Here is a 17,606-nt window from a genome sequence, read left to right as displayed (position 1 = left end):
CCGCGACGAAGCACGGCTATTAACTAAGACATAGCCAGTCCAACGCCTGCCGCTCTGTGCCCTACATGCGCGCCTGCGATTACAATCTTATATTCCACCGTCATTGAACTTTTGTCATCGGCGGATGCTTCCATGTGCCGTCGAGGGCTTCCGGCTTTGGCCAATAAAGCCGCATCGCAACGACGAAAGGCCCCTTCGGTGCAGGAAGCCAGTTGGGCTCCCTGTCCTTCCCAGGCGATTCGTTTTGAACATAGAACGTCAGCCCGCCGTCGGCGTCCTTCACGAACTGCGGCAACATCGGTGAATTGAGCAGGTAACGGTCAATCGAGTTGGCGACGAGCAGGCTCTGGGGGAGTTCGTACATGGTCAGGGACCAAAAGGCGTTCACCGGTGGCAGCGTGCCGGGAGCGAAGTGGACCGTGTACCTGTTGGCGCCGTCGAGTTTCTTGCCGTCGGAATCAACGGCGTAAGCCGGGTATATCGCTTCCTGCTTCGAGTTGCCGTAGATACCGAGGACGGCAGCCGTCATTCGGTAGAGGTAGTTGTTCTTCAGATATTCACGTGTGCCGAACACGTCGCCGGAGGTCACTTCGCCGGTATCGAAGCGTTTCCGCATTGTCCCCATTTCCGCCCATGCGTCGGCCGTTCCCTGCTGGAAGGCAGTCTTCATCTCAGGCGACAGCTTGTTCGCGTCGAAGGTCTTGCCTCCGCCGATGCCGATCTTGGCAAAGCGCGCCATCAGTTCGGTTTCGGATGGATTGGTCGGGCAAAATTGCAGGACGAAATTGAGAATGCTGAAAAACTCGGGTGACGTCTTCTCTTCGTCTGGCGTGAGAGGCTTGACGAAATCGATCGCGCTCGCCGCGGCCGGGGCGGGCTGGCCGAGGAATTTGGACAGGGGCTCCGCTTTGTAGGCGGCCTGGATTTTCTTCACGTTGTCCAGATCGGCCGGATTGAAGAGCTGCGTCCGGTAGGCCGCAAGCGCAAGTTCGGTCTCCGACCGCATCACCTTCTTGATGCCTTTTGGCGTCTCGCCCTTCCAGCTCGGGCCGGCGATCAGAAAGCTCCCGCCGTCGTTGCCGGTCGCGCGACTGCCAATATAGTCGAAGTTGAAGGTATAGGCGTCGATCAGCTGGATACTGAAGTACCTGTCCTTCTCGATCGGCGGCACTGTCAGCACCATCGGTTCGGCTCGGAGATCCAGGCCGAGCATTGAATACGGCGTATCGGAGTTCGGAGTCTGCACCGCCGTGTCGGCCGGCGTATAGACACGTGGGATGTTGACCAACTGGTTCCAGGGGCCTTTGTACTCAGGGTCTTTGGTGTTGACGAAATAGGCGTATTGAATGCGGTAGCTGTCGACCATCGGGAAGCCATAGATGTAGGCTTCCTTGGCAATCGCGCGTGCCTCGGTCGCGCTGATGTCAGCGGAAATGCCCTTCGCCGGATAGAGGCTCGCGAAGCCGGTTGCCAGGATCAGTCCTTTGGTGAATTCACGTTTCGTGAGTTGCATGGCTGCCCCCATTGCTTTGATCCAAGACCGTTGATCTGCAAATCCACGAAGCAGCTTTGCGCAAAAATCGGCTCGCTGGAAGCACGTTACGGTAACATTGGTGTAAATGGCAGGCGGACGGCCGCCACGGGAGAATCCGATCGCTCTTTCAAGCCTCTAACGTCGCGGAGGTTCCTTGAACTTTATCAGGCGACGTCCATTTTCCTCCGATCGATACCCATCCAAGCGTGCTTCGTCTCTTGAAGATCGCGACCTACAACATCAACGGCGTGAACGGGCGCCTGGAAAATCTTCTTCGCTGGCTGAAGGAGGACAAGCCCGACGTCGTGTGCCTGCAGGAACTGAAAACGGAGGATGCCCGGTTTCCACGCGGCGCACTCGAGCGGGTGGGCTACGGCGCGATCTGGCATGGACAGAAGAGTTGGAACGGCGTCGCGATCCTCTCAAAAGGCTCGACGCCGATCCTGACGCGGCGCGGTCTTCCCGGCGATCCCGACGACACGCACAGCCGCTACATCGAGGCCGCCATCGAGGGTATTCTCATCGGATGCCTCTATCTTCCGAACGGAAATCCCGCGCCCGGCCCGAAATTCGACTACAAGCTCCGCTGGTTCCGACGGCTCCACGACTATGCCGCCGAACTGCACGCGCTTGACATTCCGACCCTCCTGGTCGGCGATTTCAACGTCATGCCGACGGATCTTGACGTCTACAAGCCGGAGCGATGGCGGGATGACGCCCTCTTTCGGCCGGAAGTCCGCAAGGCCTATGCCAACCTCGTCGCACAGGGCTGGACCGACGCCATAAGACATCTGCATCCGAACGAGCGAATCTATACCTTTTGGAAGTACTGGCGAAACTCGTTCGAACGCGATGCCGGCCTTCGGATCGACCACTTCCTGCTCAGCCCGATGGTCGCCCCATGGCTGAGATCGGCGAGCGTGCGCAGGAAGCCGAGGAGCTGGGAACACACGAGCGACCACGCTCCCGTGATGATCGAACTCGATATCCCCCGGCGCGAGGACGATGAGCAAGGATAACGGATGGTCTGCGAAGCAGCACCGCTCGGGGATGAAACAGACAATTCGAGGTGTCCGATGAAGTTCATAACGGGTTGGCTGACCTGCAGGCGGGGAACGCGCGAGGAGTTCCTCCTCGCCATGGAACCCCATGTCGCGTCCACGCTCAACGAGCCGGGCTGCGTATTTTTCGAGTATCATCGGCATAAGGATGACGAGGATGTGGTAGTTTTGATCGAAGGCTTTCGTGATGCCGAGGCGCACGAGTTCCATCGGCGGACACCGCACATGATCGCCATGCAGGCCGACGTTCGGCGGCTTCTCGCAAAGCTGAGTATTATTGAGACGAGTTCTGATGACGTCGCCCGTTATGATCTCGACTTTATTGCAAATCCGCCGGGCCCGTATTGTCCCTAGTCATGCCAGCGGACAGAAACCCTAGCAGGAAAGCCCACAGCCTAGGCAAAATTGGAGGAGGATAGGATGAGCGATCACGTCTACAAGAAAGTGGAACTCATTGGGAGTTCGAAGGTGTCTGTCACCGAGGCGATCGAGACCGCGGTCGCGCGAGCCTCGAAAACGATGCGCAATCTCGAATGGTTCGAAGTCGATCAAATCCGAGGCCATATCAAGGACGGCGCAGTCGCGCACTATCAGGTCGTGATGAAGGTCGGATTTCGAATCGACGACACGCCGTGACAGGCTGGGGAAGAAGAGGAGGCCGCGTGCCTTGCCTCGTCTCTGTCGGCATCCGCTCAGGCAGCCGTGACCATTGGCAGCTCTTTCCGCTCCATCGCGTCGCGCTTCGGCGGCGTGCCGAACATTCGGGAATATTCGCGGCTGAACTGCGAGGCGCTTTCATACCCAACCTGATAGGCGGCCGTCGCAACGCTTGCACCGTCCGACACCATCAGTCTCCGTGCCTCCAGCAGCCGCATGTTCTTCTGATACTGCAACGGCGTCATGGCGGTCACCTGCTTGAAATGCTGGTGGAAGGAAGACGGGCTCATGTGCGCGACGGACGCAAGCTGCTCGATCCGCACGGGCGTAGCAAAGTTCTCGCGCAGCAGATGGATGGCGTCGGTCATGCGCCTGATATGACTGCCGGGTAGCGCCAGCTTGCTGACCTCCGCCGCGTTCGGTCCTGTCAGCAGCCAGTAGCAGATTTCGCGCATGATCGCTGGATAGAGCACCGGAATGGCCTTCGGCGTGTCGGCGAGGCGCACAAGCCTCAGCACGCAATCGGCCAGCACGCCGTCGAAATTCTGCACGAAAACACCGGCCGCGCTATCGCTGGCCGGTCGTGGCGGCTGTTCCATTGCCTCCATCACTTGGCGCAGGATCGCCACATCGAAATCGATGTTGAGGCCGATATACGGCTCCTCCTTGCTGGCCTTCGTGATCTGCCCTAGGGCCGGCACCTCGAAGGTGACGATCAGCGATTGCATCTCCCCATACTTGAGGACACGGTCGCCGACCATGATTTCCTTTGCCCCCTGGACGACAATGCAGATCGTCGGCCGGTAGATCATGTGGTTCGGCATGACAGGCTGGGTAACCCGTGACACCGAGAGCGCCGGCACAGGCGTCTCAAAACGCCCGTCGGCGTCGCCGGCCGTTCGGTCGATATAGGTCTGGATGACTTGCTTCAGGGTATCGAGCATCGCCAGCGTCTCCTCGTCGTTCGGCGCCAGCTCAAGATAAGCGCCGTATCGCCTAGTCTGCAAGTTGCTTGGAGGATCAGGCAAGAAATTCGAGAGTTTCGGCATTCAACTTCGGGCACCGACGGGCGTACCGTAAGGGCATAAAATCCAGCAAAGGAAGCGACCATGCCCAACGAAACACAAGCAAATTCAGCATCTAAGGTAGCCGTCGTCACCGGCGGTAGCCGTGGACTCGGCCGCAATACGGCAATCAACCTTGCCCGTCGCGGCGTGAACGTCCTCTTCACGTATCGTGCAAATCGGGCAGAAGCGGAGACCGCTGTGTCGGAGATCAGATCACTCGGCGTCGAAGCCATCGCCCTGCAGCTGGACACCGGTCGCGTCGCCGAGTTCGAGGCCTTTGCGGGCAAGGTGAGAGATGCCTTGCAGGGTCTTGGAAAAACTCGGTTCGACTACCTCGTCAACAATGCCGGCAGCAGCTATCACGCAACAATTGCCGAAACGACGGAAGAGGCATTCGACGAACTCGTCAACGTGCATCTGAAGGGCGTCTTCTTCCTGACGCAGAAGCTGCTGCCCTTGATGGCCGATGGCGGACGCATCATCAACGTCTCGAGCGGCCTTGCCCGTTTCGCCGTCCCGGGTATCTCCGCCTATGCGTCGATGAAGGGGGCGATCGAAGTGTTCACCCGTTACCTCGCCAAGGAACTCGGCCCGCGCGGCATCACGGCCAATACGGTTGCACCAGGCGCAATCGCAACCGACTTCAGCGGCGGCATGGTGCGGGACAATCCGACCTACAACAAGATGGTCGCCGATGCGACGGCGCTCGGCCGTGCCGGCGTGCCGGACGATATCGGCCCGATGATTGCCTCGCTGCTTTCCGACGACAACCGCTGGGTCAACGGCCAGCGCATCGAAGTCTCCGGCGGCACGCACCTCTGATTGACTTAACCCGCCGCGGCAACCGGCGGGTTCGTCCACCCACTCGTCCAGAGTTGTCGCAGCCGGTCGCCGTCGCCCCGGAAATATGCGTCGGCGGTCTCGCAATGCTCGACGCGGTCGCTGCGGAAATTGCGGATCGCCTGGCGCAGCTCGCACCACGCGACGATGTTTGCGGTCTGCGAATAGTAGATGAGGGCGATCGGCTGGATCCTGCGCTCGGTCGCGCGGCCGAGTTCGTCGCGATAGTCGAGCAGCAGCTTCTGTTCGTCGCGGATGGCGCGGCGAACGAGACCAAGATCGAGCCCGACCGGGGATTGAGCCACCGATCCCCAGGCGTAAAGCGCCTTTCGTTCCATCGCCTGACGCAGCGGCGCCGGGACGGCGCCTGTTATCTTCTGGTTGACGCCCTTGGCCGCCCGCTTGAGTTCCTCGTCGCCGGTCCGGTCGAGCAACGCCAGCGACAAGACGATCGCCTCCATTTCCTCGACCGAGAACATCAGTGGCGGCAGGTCGAAGCCCGGCCGCATGATGTAGCCGATGCCGCGGCCGCCCTCGATAGGGACGCGCATCGCCTGCAAGGCGGCGATGTCGCGATAGATCGAGCGCACCGTCACCTCGAGCGTTTCCGCCATACGGGCCGCCGTCATCGGCTTGCTCGCCAGCCGCAGGATCTGGATGATCTCGAAAAGCCGTGAGGCCTTGCGCATTTTTCGGCTCCTTCAGCCTATGCTCCTGACAATACACTGTCAGTTGGGCCGTCGTATAGCACTCGCTATCGAATTGAAAATCAACATGGTCTTTGAAATCGACCTTGAATTGGATAGCGGACAACTGACATGACCTACAGCGAAAATCTCTGGCTCTACTTCACGCTTCTCTTCGGCATCATCATCGTCCCTGGCATGGATATGCTATTCGTGCTGGCCAATTCGCTGACCGGCGGCAGGCGCACCGGCATCGCCGCGACCGCCGGCATCATGGCCGGCGGCGCCGTGCACTCGCTCTATGGCGCGGTCGGGGTCGGCGTGCTCGCCGTTCTCCTGCCGACCTTGTTCAATCCGCTGCTCTTTGCGGGGGCGGCCTACATGGCGTGGATCGGCTACACCCTGATCCGCAGTTCGATCACCGTCGATACGGTCGGGGCAGGCGGCTTGCATTCGGGTTGGCGGGCCTTTCGCCAGGGCGCAGCAACCTGCCTTATGAACCCAAAGGCGTACCTGTTCATGATCGCGGTTTACCCGCAATTCCTGAAGCCGATCTACGGTCCCATCTGGGCGCAGGGTCTTGTCATGGGCGTCATGACGATGGCGACGCAGGCCGCCGTCTACGGCACGCTGGCGCTGACGGCGGCGCGAAGCCGCACGCTGCTGGTGTCCAATCCGAAGGCGACGATCCTGGTCGGACGGATCGCCGGGGCGCTCCTCATCGCCGTTTCGATCCTCACCGCATGGCACGGCTGGCGCGTGCCGGCGTGAGGCGCGAATACGAAACGATTTAGGACTCTATTTTTCCTGAAATCTCACCCACTTGTTACTTTTTGGGGCGAAAAAATTTGCCATGATGCCGCCCGTCGGCGAGGCGCCGGGCTTCGCGGATCTTGTTATCAAAGAGGAGTGGAGACATGAGACTGAAAGCTATAGCCGCGGCAGTGCTTGTCGCCGGTCTGGGGGTCGTGGGCGTTGCCATTGCAGCGCAGGAGGATGGCACGCACGAAGCACGCTCTGCGCTGATGAAGAAGGTTGGCGGCGCGGCGGGTGCCATGGCGGCGATCGCCAAGGGCGAAAAGCCCTATGACGCCGAGGTAGTTAAGGCGTCGTTGATGACCATTGCGGAAACCGCCAAAGTTTTCCCTGATCAGTTCAAGCCTGGCACCGAAAAGGGTGACAAGGCGGCGAGCCCGAAGATCTGGGAAGATCATGCAGACTTCAAGGCCCGTGCGGCGAAGCTTTCGGATGACGCCGACAAGCTGCTCGCTCAGCTTCCGGCGGACCCGGCCGGTGTTGGCGCCGCCATGAAGGCGCTTGGCGCGAATTGCGGCGGCTGTCATGAGAAGTTCCGCATAAAGACCGAATAGCGATCCTGACCTTTCAGTCAAACGATCCGCGTCAGCCTTGCCGCTGGGGCGGATCGTTTTATGTTTGCAATGATGCGATTGGCACAGGAGCGGTGAATGGTCCGCAGGTTCGTCCGGTTTTTGCTCTGTCTTGTCGGAGTGTTCGTCATTGGCGGAGCGGTTTTCTATTTCATCACCGCACCGAATCCACTTCCTGAAAGTCACTGGGCCAACCTCGGCGAACCCGATCTGAAGAACGGCGAAATGGTCTTTTGGACCGGTGGCTGCGTCAGCTGTCATGCCGCTCCCGGATCGGAAGGCGACGCCAAGCTCACTCTGTCAGGCGGCTTGGCCTTGAAGAGCCCCTTCGGGACCTTCCATGTACCCAACATCTCGCCAGACGAGAAGGCGGGCATCGGCACATGGACGCTGGCGCAATTCGGCAATGCGATGAAGCGGGGCGTGGCGCCGAACGGCGAGCACCTCTACCCGTCCTTCCCCTACAACTCCTACGCCCGGATTAGCGACAAGGACGTCAACGATCTCTTCGGCTATCTGAAGACGCTGCCGAAAAGCGGCAATGTCGCCCCGCCGCACGAACTGCCGTTCCCCTTCAATATCCGGCTGGCGCTGGGCGGCTGGAAATTCCTCTATTTCAACGACGAGCCACGCGTCGCTCTTCCGGCCAATGCCGACGACAAGATCAAGCGCGGCCAATATCTGGTGGAAGGTGCTGGCCATTGCGGCGAATGCCATACGCCGCGTGATCGCCTTGGCGGATTTGAGGCAGACCAGTGGCTCGCGGGTGCGCCGAATCCGGAAGGGCAGGGCAGGATTCCCAACATCACGCCGGGCTCGAAAACCGTCGGTTCCTGGAGCCAGGAGGATATCGCCAACTATCTCGAGACCGGCTTTACGCCCGACTTCGATTCGGCCGGCGGCTCGATGGCGGAAGTGCAACGAAACCTTGCGCACCTGCCGAAGCCGGAGCTCGAGGCGATCGCTGCCTATTTGAAGGCGGTTCCCAACCGATAATATTAGCGATATCTCAAAAATGCCGCATTGCAGCACTCCACTTGACGCCGCGCACTGATAACCCTGTGGCGAACCCCGGTTCGCTTTCCGAATGACGCAACCAAAACGTCTTCCGAAAGGACAGCTGCATGCACACCACGTCGATAGATCCTGCCGACGATCTCGAGACCGTTGCCCGCAAGGGCGGCAAATTGCGGCGCATGGCGGTGCGGATACCGACCTATATGGCTGATATCCGTGAAAACCCGGCTTGGCTGCCGATGTTCCTGTTGGCGCGAACGATACCGGCGCGCAAGGTGCATTGGCTGACCGCACGTCGCAGCAACGGCGCGATCGAGAAGTTGCCGACGCTCTTCAAGGGTGTGGATCACACAAGCGCAGTCGCGGCATTGAGGCGGGATGGGATATTTCCAGAGCTGACCCTGCCCGAAACGATCACCCGCGAAATCGCGAGCTTTGCCAGCGCCACCCCATGCTTCGGTAACTTCGATCGCAAGATCGAGTTTCAGGCGTCCGATCACCGCGCCGCCGAGCAGGAGTGGGGGAAGCCAATACTAAGCGGTCATCATTTCGAGCGAGCGCTCGATTGCCCGGCCGTTCGGACCGTCCAGCGCGACCCTGTTCTGTCGGAGATTGCCCGTTGCTATTTGGGGGCGCAGGCTCGCCTCATCACCACCCGCGTTTGGTGGAGCTTTCCGACGCGGGCGAGCGAAGCCGATCGCAGCCTTGCGTCGCTGGACAAGTTCCACTTCGATCTCGACGACTGGCGGATGCTGAAATTCTTCTTCTATCTCGTCGACGTCGACGAAGGTACCGGTCCGCATGTCTATGTCAGGGGCAGCCACAACAAGCGGCGCATCAAACATCAGCTGACCCTTCTGGTCGGCCATCCTGCCCACGAGATCCTGGATTTCTATGGCAAGGACAGCGTGACGACACTGACCGGAGCGGCAGGCTTCGGCTTCGTGGAAGATCCGTTCGGCTTTCATATGGGCACGGTTGCCACGACCAAGCCGCGCCTGATGATGGAGGTGGGCTTCGGCGTTTCCAAGCCCTCGCGCCGCCGCTTCCACGGCGAACCGGTGCTGCGATAAGCAGATGCCGCCTCAGGCCGCTTTGGGTTGATGCTCGGCGCCGAACATCAGGACGTATTGGTCCAACTCGTCGCCGGCATGCCCGAGGGCGCGGTAGATTTCCGCCGCAAAGGTCATCGGTGCCGAGCCCGGCGCGGTCACCAGCTTTCCATCACGCACGGCCTGCGGGCTGTCCTTGTAGCGTGCGTGGCCGGCATAGCCTGGCGCGCTGGCGATGAAATCGGCGGCGTTGCTGGTATGGTCGGTGGCATCAAGCACGCCGGCGCGGGCAAGCGCGAGTGTCGCCCCGCAAATTCCCGCGACGAGTTTGCCATGGGCGACGAAGTCGTCGATGACAGGCTTCAGATCGGGCGCTTTCTCCGTTTCCCAGATCGTTCCGCCGCAGAGCACGAGCCCGTCGAAGGCGTTGGCATGCAGGTTTTCCGCGGCGGTGTCGGAGGCGACGCGCATGCCGCCCATCGAGCGCACCTCAGCACCATCGGGCGTTGCGATCACCACGTCGAAGCCGAAATAGGAACGGGCAGAGGCCGTCAGTTGGGCGACCTCCCAGTCGGCGAATCCATCGGTTAGGACGATTGCAAGTCGGGTCATCCGTTTCTCCTTGCAGGCTGTCCGGGGCGGCCAATGCCGCTCATGCCAAAGCCTGCATATAGCGCATGCCGGTGACCGGGCGAGGAACGAAATCCATATTCTCGTAGAAGCGATGGGCCTGCACGTTGCCGGTGGCGGCGCTGACCGAGAGGTAGCCGCAGCCGGCATTGCGGGCGGTATCGCGGGCGCGGTTGACGAGATGCTGGCCGACGCCGTGGCCGCGATGGCCGTCACGCACGAAGAGGTGGTGCAAATCCATGCCGCGCGCGCCGTCCTGCGCCCTGTAAAGCGGCACGAGAATGGCGTAGCCGATCAGGCCCTCATCGCTTTCGGCAATCAGCGCGCTGATCCACGGCACCGGGCCGAACAGGTCGCGCTCGAGCTGCTCCGGGTTCGAGGCGGACGGATCGCCGTGATGTTTGGCGAGCAGGGCAATCATTTCGCTGAGTTCGGGGAGATCGCGCGGCTTGGCGGCGCGGATATTGATCACCGGCGGGCGGATCAATGAGAGTTCGCTATCTTCGATTTCAACCATGGTCTTCGCGTCCTTGTGTGGTGTTCTGCCGTCAGGACGCTGCCGATACAACAAAGCCGCCTGACGGCGGCTTGTTGACAATATGATCTGTCCGGCCGCCCCTTACAGGTACAGCCAAAAATACGAGCTGGTGATGTGCGCGTTCTTGATCATGTGCCGATAGATCATCCAGAACGCGCAGTTTGTCAATGGGGTTTACGCGCGGGCGCCGGGAAGCGCACAGCGTCGGCCGGTCAGCCGCCATCCCGTGCTTCGCCGTCGGTACTCGAAGCCGCTGTACCAGAAGAGGCCGCGCGTGCAGCGTCCGCCATGTCGTTCTCGACATCGAAAGCGCGAGCTGGCGGGCCGAACACGGCGAGGGGACTTTTCGCCAATGAGTTATTGATATAGGGTACCCCCCTATACTAAATGGATGAGGCCATGTCCCACACCACGCATCACAAGAAAAAGCTGATGGCTCGTGTCAGCCGTCTGAAAGGCCAACTGGAGGCCGTCGAGCGCGCCCTGGAGGCGGAGCAGCCTTGCGGAGAGATTCTGCAACTGCTGGCTTCGATCCGCGGCGCCCTCAACGGCCTGACCGGCGAGGTGCTGGACGATCATCTGCGCGAGCATGTCCTCCATGCCGCCGATGAGAAGGCCCGGGCGGAAGCAGTCGAAGAAATATCCGAAGTTCTGCGAACCTATATTCGCTGAGACAACCGACATGAGGAGCGTGCGATGAGCGCACAGACCGAAACACCTGAGCACGACCACGTTTTTCTGGGTGCCGATCATGACCGCAATGCTCGTCGCGTCTGGTTCGTCATTGCGCTGACAGCCGTCATGATGGTGGTCGAGATCGGTGCCGGAACCTACTACGGCTCGATGGCGCTGGTCGCTGATGGCTGGCACATGTCGACGCATGCGAGCGCGCTGCTGATCTCCGCCGTTGCCTATCTCTATGCCCGCCGCCAGGCACACAACCCGCGCTTCACCTTTGGCACCGGCAAGCTCGGTGACCTCGCCGGCTTCGCCAGCGCCATCATCCTGATGCTGATCGCCTTGCTGATGGCCTGGGAAAGCTTCCTGCGCATCACTCATCCGGTGCCGATCAGCTTCGCACAGGCGATCGGCGTTGCTGTCGTCGGTCTACTGGTCAACCTGGCAAGTGCCTGGCTCCTGAAGGATGACCATCATCACGGCCACAGCCACGGCCATTCTCACCATCACGACCACCATGATCACCACGACCACGGCGATCATGCCCACCATGGCGATCACGCGCATTCGGGACATTCCTCCGACAACAACATGCGCGCCGCCTATATCCACGTCATTGCCGACGCGCTGACCTCGGTGCTCGCCATCGCGGCACTGCTACTCGGCAGCCTGTATGGCTGGCTCTGGCTCGACCCGCTGATGGGCATCGTCGGCGGCCTTATAATCGCGCAGTGGTCCATTGGGCTGATGAGGTCGTCCGGTCGCGTGCTGCTCGATGTCGTGCCACGGGAGACGGACCTACAGGACGAGATCCGTTCGGCGCTGGAAACCGGCGGCGAGAGGATCACCGATCTGCACGTCTGGCAGGTCGGACCCGGCCATCATGCCGCAATCGTCGCTCTGGTGACGCCGCGGCCGGAAAGCCCCGCCTTCTATAAGGCGAAACTCGAACCGGTTGCCGGCCTCTCGCACGTCACCGTCGAGGTAACGCAGTCGGCTGCCGCCGCTTGACGCGACTCATCCGGGCCACAATCACTCTCTAGCCCTGTAGCCATTGATTTGAGGCAGAGGAATTTTCATGCGTGGCTTTTCGATCCGCCGCCGGACCCTTCTCGGTTCGGCATTGCTTTCACCTGCCCTGCTGCTGCCGCGCATGGCATGGTCGGAGGAGAGCGATGATGAAATCAACCGGCGGATGGAAGCGCTTGAGAAGGCGATCGGCGGTCGGATCGGTGTGTCGGCCATCGACACCGAGACCAACATTTCCTTCGGCTATCGCGAGACCGAGCGCTTTCCCCTCTGCAGCACGTTCAAGATCCTGGCTGCCGGCCTCGTGCTGGCGCGGGTCGACAAGGGACAGGAAACCCTCCAGCGCCGCGTCGTCTACGAACAGGACAACCTCGTCACCTATTCACCGGAAACGGAAAAGCACGTCGGTGGCGAGGGCATGAGTATTGGTGAGCTCTGCGAAGCCGCGATCACGCTCAGCGACAATACCGCCGGCAACCTGCTGCTGGAGAGCTTCGGCGGACCGGCCGAGCTGACCAAATGGCTGCGCACGCTCGGCGATCGCTCGACGCGGCTCGACCGCTGGGAAACGGCGCTCAACGAAGCCAAGGACGGCGACCCGCAGGATACCACCACGCCGGATGCAATGGTCGACACACTCGGCAACCTGACGCTGGGCTCGGCGCTGTCGGAGCCGTCGCGCGACAAGCTCGCAGCGTGGATGGTGTCGAATACGACAGGCGGCGCACGCCTGCGCGCCGGTCTGCCCGATACGTGGAAGATCGGCGACAAGACCGGCACCGGCAACAATGGCAGCGCCGCCGATATCGCCGTCCTCTGGCCGCCGGGCCATGGCGCGATCCTGGTTGCTGCTTACGTCACGCAGGCCAAAGCGCCGGTGTCGGAGATCAACCCTGTCTTCGCCGAAGTCGGGAAGATCGTGACCGATATGGTCGGATAGGTGTTTTCCGTCAAAGAGATGCGACGGAAACGTGAATCTCCGTCGCATCGATCTGAATCAGTTTGTGAAAGCCGGCATTTCGCCCATGCGGGTGATTAGATCACGAATTCCTCCGCGTATGTCTGTGGCTCGGGAACGACCGTAACCTCCACCGGAATGATCCAATTGGCCACGTAGCTCTCGCAGTCGGAACGCTGGAGGTCGGGCTGCATGCACCCCGCCCCGTCGGTCGCACGACATCGCAGTATATATTGCCCCACTTCTTCAGGGGTCCACATGTATTCCCACAAGCGCCATGCAAACGGACGGTCTGTTTCGAGGAGCCTTGCTTCGCGCCAGCCCCTGCCATCTCCGGTGCAGACCTGCACCTGCCGGATCGCAGCCTCTCCGCTCCAGGCGGCTCCAAAAATCCGGTACGGTTGGCCGACGATAAGACGCGCCCCCTGTACCGGACGCGCGATCTGCGCTTTGACCTCCATCTCCGCAAGGGGAACCAGCCTGGGTTCCCCGAGGCTGCGCTCCCAACGGAAATAGTCGCGCGCCTGCCAGTAGCCAAGGAACGGTTGCTCCACAACCGTGATATGCGTGATCCACTTGACCCAAGCCATGCCGAACCAGCCACCCACGACCGCGCGTAGCGGGTAGCCGTGATCGCGCGTCAACGGCTCCCCGTTCATCGAATAGGCAAGCATCGTGCTGTCAGCGATGGCCTTCTCAAGTGGTAAACTGCGTGCAAAAGCGATGGGGCCGGGAGAAGCCGTTTTCTTGTTCGCGTCGACGACGCCGCTGTCGGCGCCCGCGAGCAGAACCTCACACGCGGTTCGCTTGACGCCCGCCATTTCCAAAATCTCGCGCAGAAGAACACCTGTCCACGCGGCATTGCCGACGGCTCCATTCTGCCACTGCAACCCTTCCCTCGGAGGCACATAGTAGACGCGCCCGTTTCCTGCGCATTCGACGACGGCGGTGAAAGTCGTGCTCTGCATCGCCTTGATGGTATCGAGGTCAAGTTCGAGCGGCCGCTCCACCGCCCCGTCAACGCGCAATCTCCAGTCTCGCGCATCGAGGTCGGGCGACGGGAAATGGTTTCGCACGAAGAACAGCTCGGTTGGGATCAGCCAATCGGAGAGCGACGCAAACGGAAACTCGATGTTCTGTGGGGATTTCTGTCGAACTATTAGACTGGGTTGCTGTGGTGTCGGCATCGTCCTCGTCTCCTTCCAAGAGCACAACGTCGGCTCCTCGGTCGCGCGAATTGCGGTTCGATCACACTGGCCCTCGCAGTGCATGTGTCGCATTCCGTCTTCGGGCCCATTCTAGCACGCGGCACGTTCCTCGGGTCGTTCTCGAACGGCAGCAAAGGGCAGCAAACAGCAGTCCTTTTGTCATCTCTATCGCCATACTCACGCGATCACTGTCAGCAAAGAGATGCGACGGAAACGTGAAGTTCCGTCGCATCGATCTGAATCAGTTGGTGAAGCCTTTCGGGCGCAAAATGACCGGACCACGCCTTTTGCGGGCCTTTTGGAATAATGCCGGAGCGGCCCAACATGCGCAACACGGCCACGATCAATCGTCACGTTCGGCGAAATCCGACCAAGGTGCGGCGACCTAACCTAAAGTCGCCTTTAGGAACTCAATCGTGCGCGACCAGGCTAGCTTCGCTGCTTCGGCTGAGTAGTGCGCGCTGTTGCTGTCGTCATCAAAAGCGCGCTCCGTGTTCTCGTAGGTGAAAATCTCGGCCCTTACGCCAGTCTTTTTCACCACGTCGACAAACGCCGGAATCTCGGGATCTACGAAAGGGTCTTTGCCAGCCAGGTTGAGCAGGAGTGGCGTCTTGATAGGGCCCACATCGGCAACCGACGGCGGGTGCCCATAGAAGATAACCGCGCCACTGAGATCAGTCCCTTTGGTGACCAGGTCGTCTATCGCAGTCGCGCCCAATCCAAAACCGACTGCGCCAATCTTCCCGTTGCTCACGCCGTCGGATTTTAGCCAGACCAAGGCTACCTGGGTATCGGCAGCCATGTCTGATCTTGTCTCCATTCCCACCGTTTCGAGGGCAGGCCCGCCTTCGGCCGGCGTCCCACCAAAACGCGAAGCATAGTCAGGCGCCAATGCGACAAATCCCTCAAGGGCCAGGCGCCTTGTGACCTCCTCGAAATGCGGCGTCAGACCCAACTTGTCATGAACCACCACCACACCGGGGTGAAGCTTGGTGCTGTCCGGGCGGGCAAGATAGCATTCAAGTTTGCCCCAAGCCGTATCGAGAGCCACCCTTTCGGTGCGCAATCGCGGGTCGTCATTGGCGACTTGAGCCGCATTTGCATATTCGGACGCAAGGCACGCGGGCAGCGTTGCTACGGCTGCCACTCCGGCCAAGCATTCCACCGTATCAACAAGAAATACCCGACGCTTCATGTGTGCAAGGAAGTCCAACGACGTCGATCTCCGCTGGGGCAAGACATATTAGCGCAACTCTCCGAGTGCAGAAACCTGCAGCGGAGGGGTAGGGCTCGAACCTTGATCGAGCGAATTCGATTTCGCGAAATGGCTGCATAGGGACGCCGCGGTCTAAGGATTGTGCCGCCGCGGCCATCCGCGAGTTGAACTGGAGCCCGCGGTTTGGGTTCGACGAGGTGTTCACGCAACTGGATAGGCGAAGCCCGGGTGATGCCGTCGGGATCGCAGATGAACCGGAAGCCGGAATAGCCGGCCGCAGAATATCGTTAAGCGAGCCGGTTGCGTTGGTTGCGACGGGCAAGACAACAGTCTTGGCCGCTTCGCGCCAATTGCGGACAGCAGTATCTGGAACGGCCTAGTCGAGCGTCGGTTGCCGCAGCGCCTTTTGCGCGGCCCCTGTCGGAAGAGGGTTACTCGGGATTTGCGCCAACAATTCTGCCAATCGTTGCTGCCAATGCGGATTCCGCTGTCTCAGCGGCTCTAAAGCATCGCCTGGCGGGTTCTCCATTTCGCTCATCAATTCGCGCGATGTTCGAGCCTCTGTAAGACGCCCGACGGTCGCATAGCAGCAGGCCAGCGTTTCTTGGACCGGCCGCCATGCAGGGCGCACCTTTTGGGCTCTCACGGCGGCAGCTAGGGCGTTGGCTCCGTCGCCGGCAAACAAGTGGGCCAGCGCCAGAAAGTTCAGCCAAACGAAGTTCTGTGGGTCATTGGCATTCAACATGAGGCCGTGTTCCAGTGGCGCTATGGCACTGGATGCACTACCCCTAAAGAGCTCCGCCATTCCCAAGACAAGGTGGCCAAGGGCGAAACTCGGGCTGATCTCGATCGCCCTTTCGGCGGCAAGGACCGCCTGTTCGGGTGCATTCGCGTACGCGCTGCAGATCGCCAACGCGTAGTGTGTGTATGGGTTCTTTTCGTCGAGCCGAACTGCCGCCAAGGCGGCATCCAACCCTTCCCTGATGTCTTCGGAAGGACGCTCGCTCCATCCATAGGCGACGATGCCTGCGCTCACCCGACCAAGCCAGAGATGGGCTTCGGCAAGTTCGGGGTCGAGCCGGCACGCCTCCCTGAATAGCTCTCGTGCCATTAGGTGGGTCTCCTGGCCAACGCGGTGGAAATGCCAGGTCCCCTGCCGCACTATCTCCCACGCCGTCATATTTCCCGTGTGCCGCGCTGCCGCGGGAAGTGACGCCGTCTTCAGCAGTTCTGGCTCAATCGCACCCGCGATCCTCTCCGCGATGGCGTCTTGAACGGCGAATGCCTCTTCCAGTTCCACGTCATACCGTTCGGCCCAGACTTCACTGGCCGAAGTGGTCTCGACCAGTTGAGCGGAGACCCGAAGGCGACTGCCCGAGCGGCGCACACTTCCTTCGAGCACATAACCGACACCCAGTTCCTGGCCCACCTGCTTGGCGCTGACCGACTTGTCCCTGTAGACAAAACTTGAATTGCGCCCGATTACCCGAAACCATCGAAATCTCGTGAGCGCAGTGATCACATCTTCGGTGATGCCATCCACCAGATACGCCTGCTGCTTGTCATTGCTCAAATTGGCAAACGGTAGAACCACGATCGATGGTCTGCCGGGGTTCGCGGGCGAACCGGGCAACGCCGCGGGCGTATCAACGGCAGCAGGATGCAGGCTATTGACCCGGCCGGCAAAACGATACCCCACACGAGGCACGGTGGCGATCCACTCGTTCCCCTCTGGTTGGGGACCCAGCATCTTGCGTAAGGCCGAGATCTGAACCGAGAGATTGCTCTCCTCGATGATCGCGGTGGACCAGGCAGCTTCCATCAGTGCGGACTTGCTCACGACCTGCGTCGAGGCCCGCACGAGCGCGTGCAGCAGCAACAAGCCCTTATGGCCAATTGCCACCCGCCGTCCTTCGCAAGTCAGTGCGCCGCGCTGCATGTCGAGGATGAACGCCCCGAACGCGAACAGTTGCGGCACGACGCTAGCGGCCACGGTTTCTTCAGAAGAATTCGGGACTTTTTGGCCTCCCATTAAGGACTCCAGTCG

19 protein-coding genes are annotated in these 17,606 nt (G+C 60.7%); 11 read left to right on the top strand and 8 right to left on the bottom strand.

Annotated features, from left to right (window positions below):
• Window positions 1–100 precede the first annotated feature (100 nt).
• Window positions 101–1,525, bottom strand: a complete 1,425-nt coding sequence (locus FHT97_RS02630; RefSeq protein ID WP_310503126.1) for a DUF1254 domain-containing protein — start codon at window positions 1,523–1,525, stop codon at window positions 101–103.
• Between the two features lie 227 nt (window positions 1,526–1,752).
• On the opposite strand from FHT97_RS02630, the gene xth reads away from it, so the two are divergent.
• The 3 genes from xth to FHT97_RS02615 all read left to right on the top strand — a co-directional run bounded on the left by xth (window position 1,753) and on the right by FHT97_RS02615 (window position 3,231).
• Window positions 1,753–2,553, top strand: a complete 801-nt coding sequence (gene xth / locus FHT97_RS02625; RefSeq protein WP_183860729.1) for an exodeoxyribonuclease III — start codon at window positions 1,753–1,755, stop codon at window positions 2,551–2,553.
• A gap of 57 nt (window positions 2,554–2,610) precedes the next feature.
• Window positions 2,611–2,949, top strand: a complete 339-nt coding sequence (locus tag FHT97_RS02620) for a putative quinol monooxygenase (RefSeq protein ID WP_183859712.1) — start codon at window positions 2,611–2,613, stop codon at window positions 2,947–2,949.
• 66 nt (window positions 2,950–3,015) lie between these two features.
• On the top strand, window positions 3,016–3,231 hold the full coding sequence (locus FHT97_RS02615) for a dodecin (protein ID WP_016553212.1): 216 nt from the start codon (window positions 3,016–3,018) through the stop codon (window positions 3,229–3,231).
• Between the two features lie 56 nt (window positions 3,232–3,287).
• Here FHT97_RS02615 and FHT97_RS02610 read toward each other — a convergent pair whose 3' ends face one another.
• Window positions 3,288–4,196 carry an AraC family transcriptional regulator gene (locus tag FHT97_RS02610; protein ID WP_183859710.1) on the bottom strand — a complete coding sequence of 303 codons (909 nt, stop codon included), beginning with the start codon at window positions 4,194–4,196 and terminating at the stop codon, window positions 3,288–3,290.
• A 165-nt stretch (window positions 4,197–4,361) separates the two neighbouring features.
• Here FHT97_RS02610 and FHT97_RS02605 point away from each other — a divergent pair, with 165 nt between their 5' ends.
• The gene (locus tag FHT97_RS02605) at window positions 4,362–5,141 is read left to right on the top strand and encodes an SDR family oxidoreductase (RefSeq protein ID WP_183751949.1); all 780 of its coding nucleotides are present in this window, start codon (window positions 4,362–4,364) and stop codon (window positions 5,139–5,141) included.
• Between the two features lie 5 nt (window positions 5,142–5,146).
• Here FHT97_RS02605 and FHT97_RS02600 read toward each other — a convergent pair whose 3' ends face one another.
• Window positions 5,147–5,848, bottom strand: coding sequence for a YafY family protein (locus FHT97_RS02600; RefSeq protein ID WP_183859708.1), 702 nt, complete (start codon window positions 5,846–5,848; stop codon window positions 5,147–5,149).
• A 129-nt stretch (window positions 5,849–5,977) separates the two neighbouring features.
• Here FHT97_RS02600 and FHT97_RS02595 point away from each other — a divergent pair, with 129 nt between their 5' ends.
• From FHT97_RS02595 to FHT97_RS02580, 4 genes are all read left to right on the top strand, one after another.
• Window positions 5,978–6,616 (top strand): LysE family translocator, encoded by a 639-nt coding sequence (locus FHT97_RS02595; RefSeq protein WP_183859706.1) that lies wholly within the window; start codon window positions 5,978–5,980, stop codon window positions 6,614–6,616.
• A gap of 146 nt (window positions 6,617–6,762) precedes the next feature.
• The gene (locus FHT97_RS02590; RefSeq protein WP_183751944.1) at window positions 6,763–7,215 is read left to right on the top strand and encodes a cytochrome c; all 453 of its coding nucleotides are present in this window, start codon (window positions 6,763–6,765) and stop codon (window positions 7,213–7,215) included.
• A gap of 96 nt (window positions 7,216–7,311) precedes the next feature.
• Window positions 7,312–8,229, top strand: a complete 918-nt coding sequence (locus FHT97_RS02585; protein ID WP_183859704.1) for a cytochrome c — start codon at window positions 7,312–7,314, stop codon at window positions 8,227–8,229.
• 128 nt (window positions 8,230–8,357) lie between these two features.
• Complete coding sequence (locus FHT97_RS02580; RefSeq protein ID WP_183859702.1) at window positions 8,358–9,323, top strand: hypothetical protein; 966 nt, start codon at window positions 8,358–8,360, stop codon at window positions 9,321–9,323.
• Between the two features lie 12 nt (window positions 9,324–9,335).
• Here the strand turns inward: FHT97_RS02580 and FHT97_RS02575 are convergent, their stop codons facing one another.
• Both FHT97_RS02575 and FHT97_RS02570 read right to left on the bottom strand, forming a co-directional pair.
• Window positions 9,336–9,914, bottom strand: coding sequence for a type 1 glutamine amidotransferase family protein (locus FHT97_RS02575; RefSeq protein ID WP_183751938.1), 579 nt, complete (start codon window positions 9,912–9,914; stop codon window positions 9,336–9,338).
• A gap of 40 nt (window positions 9,915–9,954) precedes the next feature.
• Window positions 9,955–10,449, bottom strand: coding sequence for a GNAT family N-acetyltransferase (locus tag FHT97_RS02570; protein WP_183751935.1), 495 nt, complete (start codon window positions 10,447–10,449; stop codon window positions 9,955–9,957).
• 420 nt (window positions 10,450–10,869) lie between these two features.
• On the opposite strand from FHT97_RS02570, the gene dmeR reads away from it, so the two are divergent.
• From dmeR to bla, 3 genes are all read left to right on the top strand, one after another.
• Entirely contained in the window at window positions 10,870–11,142 is a 273-nt protein-coding gene (gene dmeR / locus FHT97_RS02565) for a Ni(II)/Co(II)-sensing transcriptional repressor DmeR (RefSeq protein ID WP_183859700.1), read from the top strand.
• A 24-nt stretch (window positions 11,143–11,166) separates the two neighbouring features.
• Entirely contained in the window at window positions 11,167–12,159 is a 993-nt protein-coding gene (gene dmeF, locus FHT97_RS02560) for a CDF family Co(II)/Ni(II) efflux transporter DmeF (protein WP_183859698.1), read from the top strand.
• A gap of 67 nt (window positions 12,160–12,226) precedes the next feature.
• Window positions 12,227–13,117, top strand: coding sequence for a class A beta-lactamase (bla, locus tag FHT97_RS02555; RefSeq protein WP_183859696.1), 891 nt, complete (start codon window positions 12,227–12,229; stop codon window positions 13,115–13,117).
• A 95-nt stretch (window positions 13,118–13,212) separates the two neighbouring features.
• On the opposite strand, the gene FHT97_RS02550 is transcribed toward bla, so the two are convergent.
• From FHT97_RS02550 to FHT97_RS02540, 3 genes are all read right to left on the bottom strand, one after another.
• The gene (locus tag FHT97_RS02550) at window positions 13,213–14,322 is read right to left on the bottom strand and encodes a sulfite oxidase (RefSeq protein WP_183859694.1); all 1,110 of its coding nucleotides are present in this window, start codon (window positions 14,320–14,322) and stop codon (window positions 13,213–13,215) included.
• Between the two features lie 406 nt (window positions 14,323–14,728).
• Window positions 14,729–15,556, bottom strand: coding sequence for a dienelactone hydrolase family protein (locus FHT97_RS02545; protein WP_246712544.1), 828 nt, complete (start codon window positions 15,554–15,556; stop codon window positions 14,729–14,731).
• A 379-nt stretch (window positions 15,557–15,935) separates the two neighbouring features.
• On the bottom strand, window positions 15,936–17,591 hold the full coding sequence (locus FHT97_RS02540; protein WP_183859692.1) for a winged helix-turn-helix domain-containing protein: 1,656 nt from the start codon (window positions 17,589–17,591) through the stop codon (window positions 15,936–15,938).
• Window positions 17,592–17,606 lie beyond the last annotated feature (15 nt).

It is taken from the genome of Rhizobium sp. BK399 (assembly GCF_014194695.1).
Classification (GTDB): Bacteria; Pseudomonadota; Alphaproteobacteria; order Rhizobiales; family Rhizobiaceae; genus Rhizobium.
This window is presented reverse-complemented; position numbering and strand designations above follow the sequence as displayed.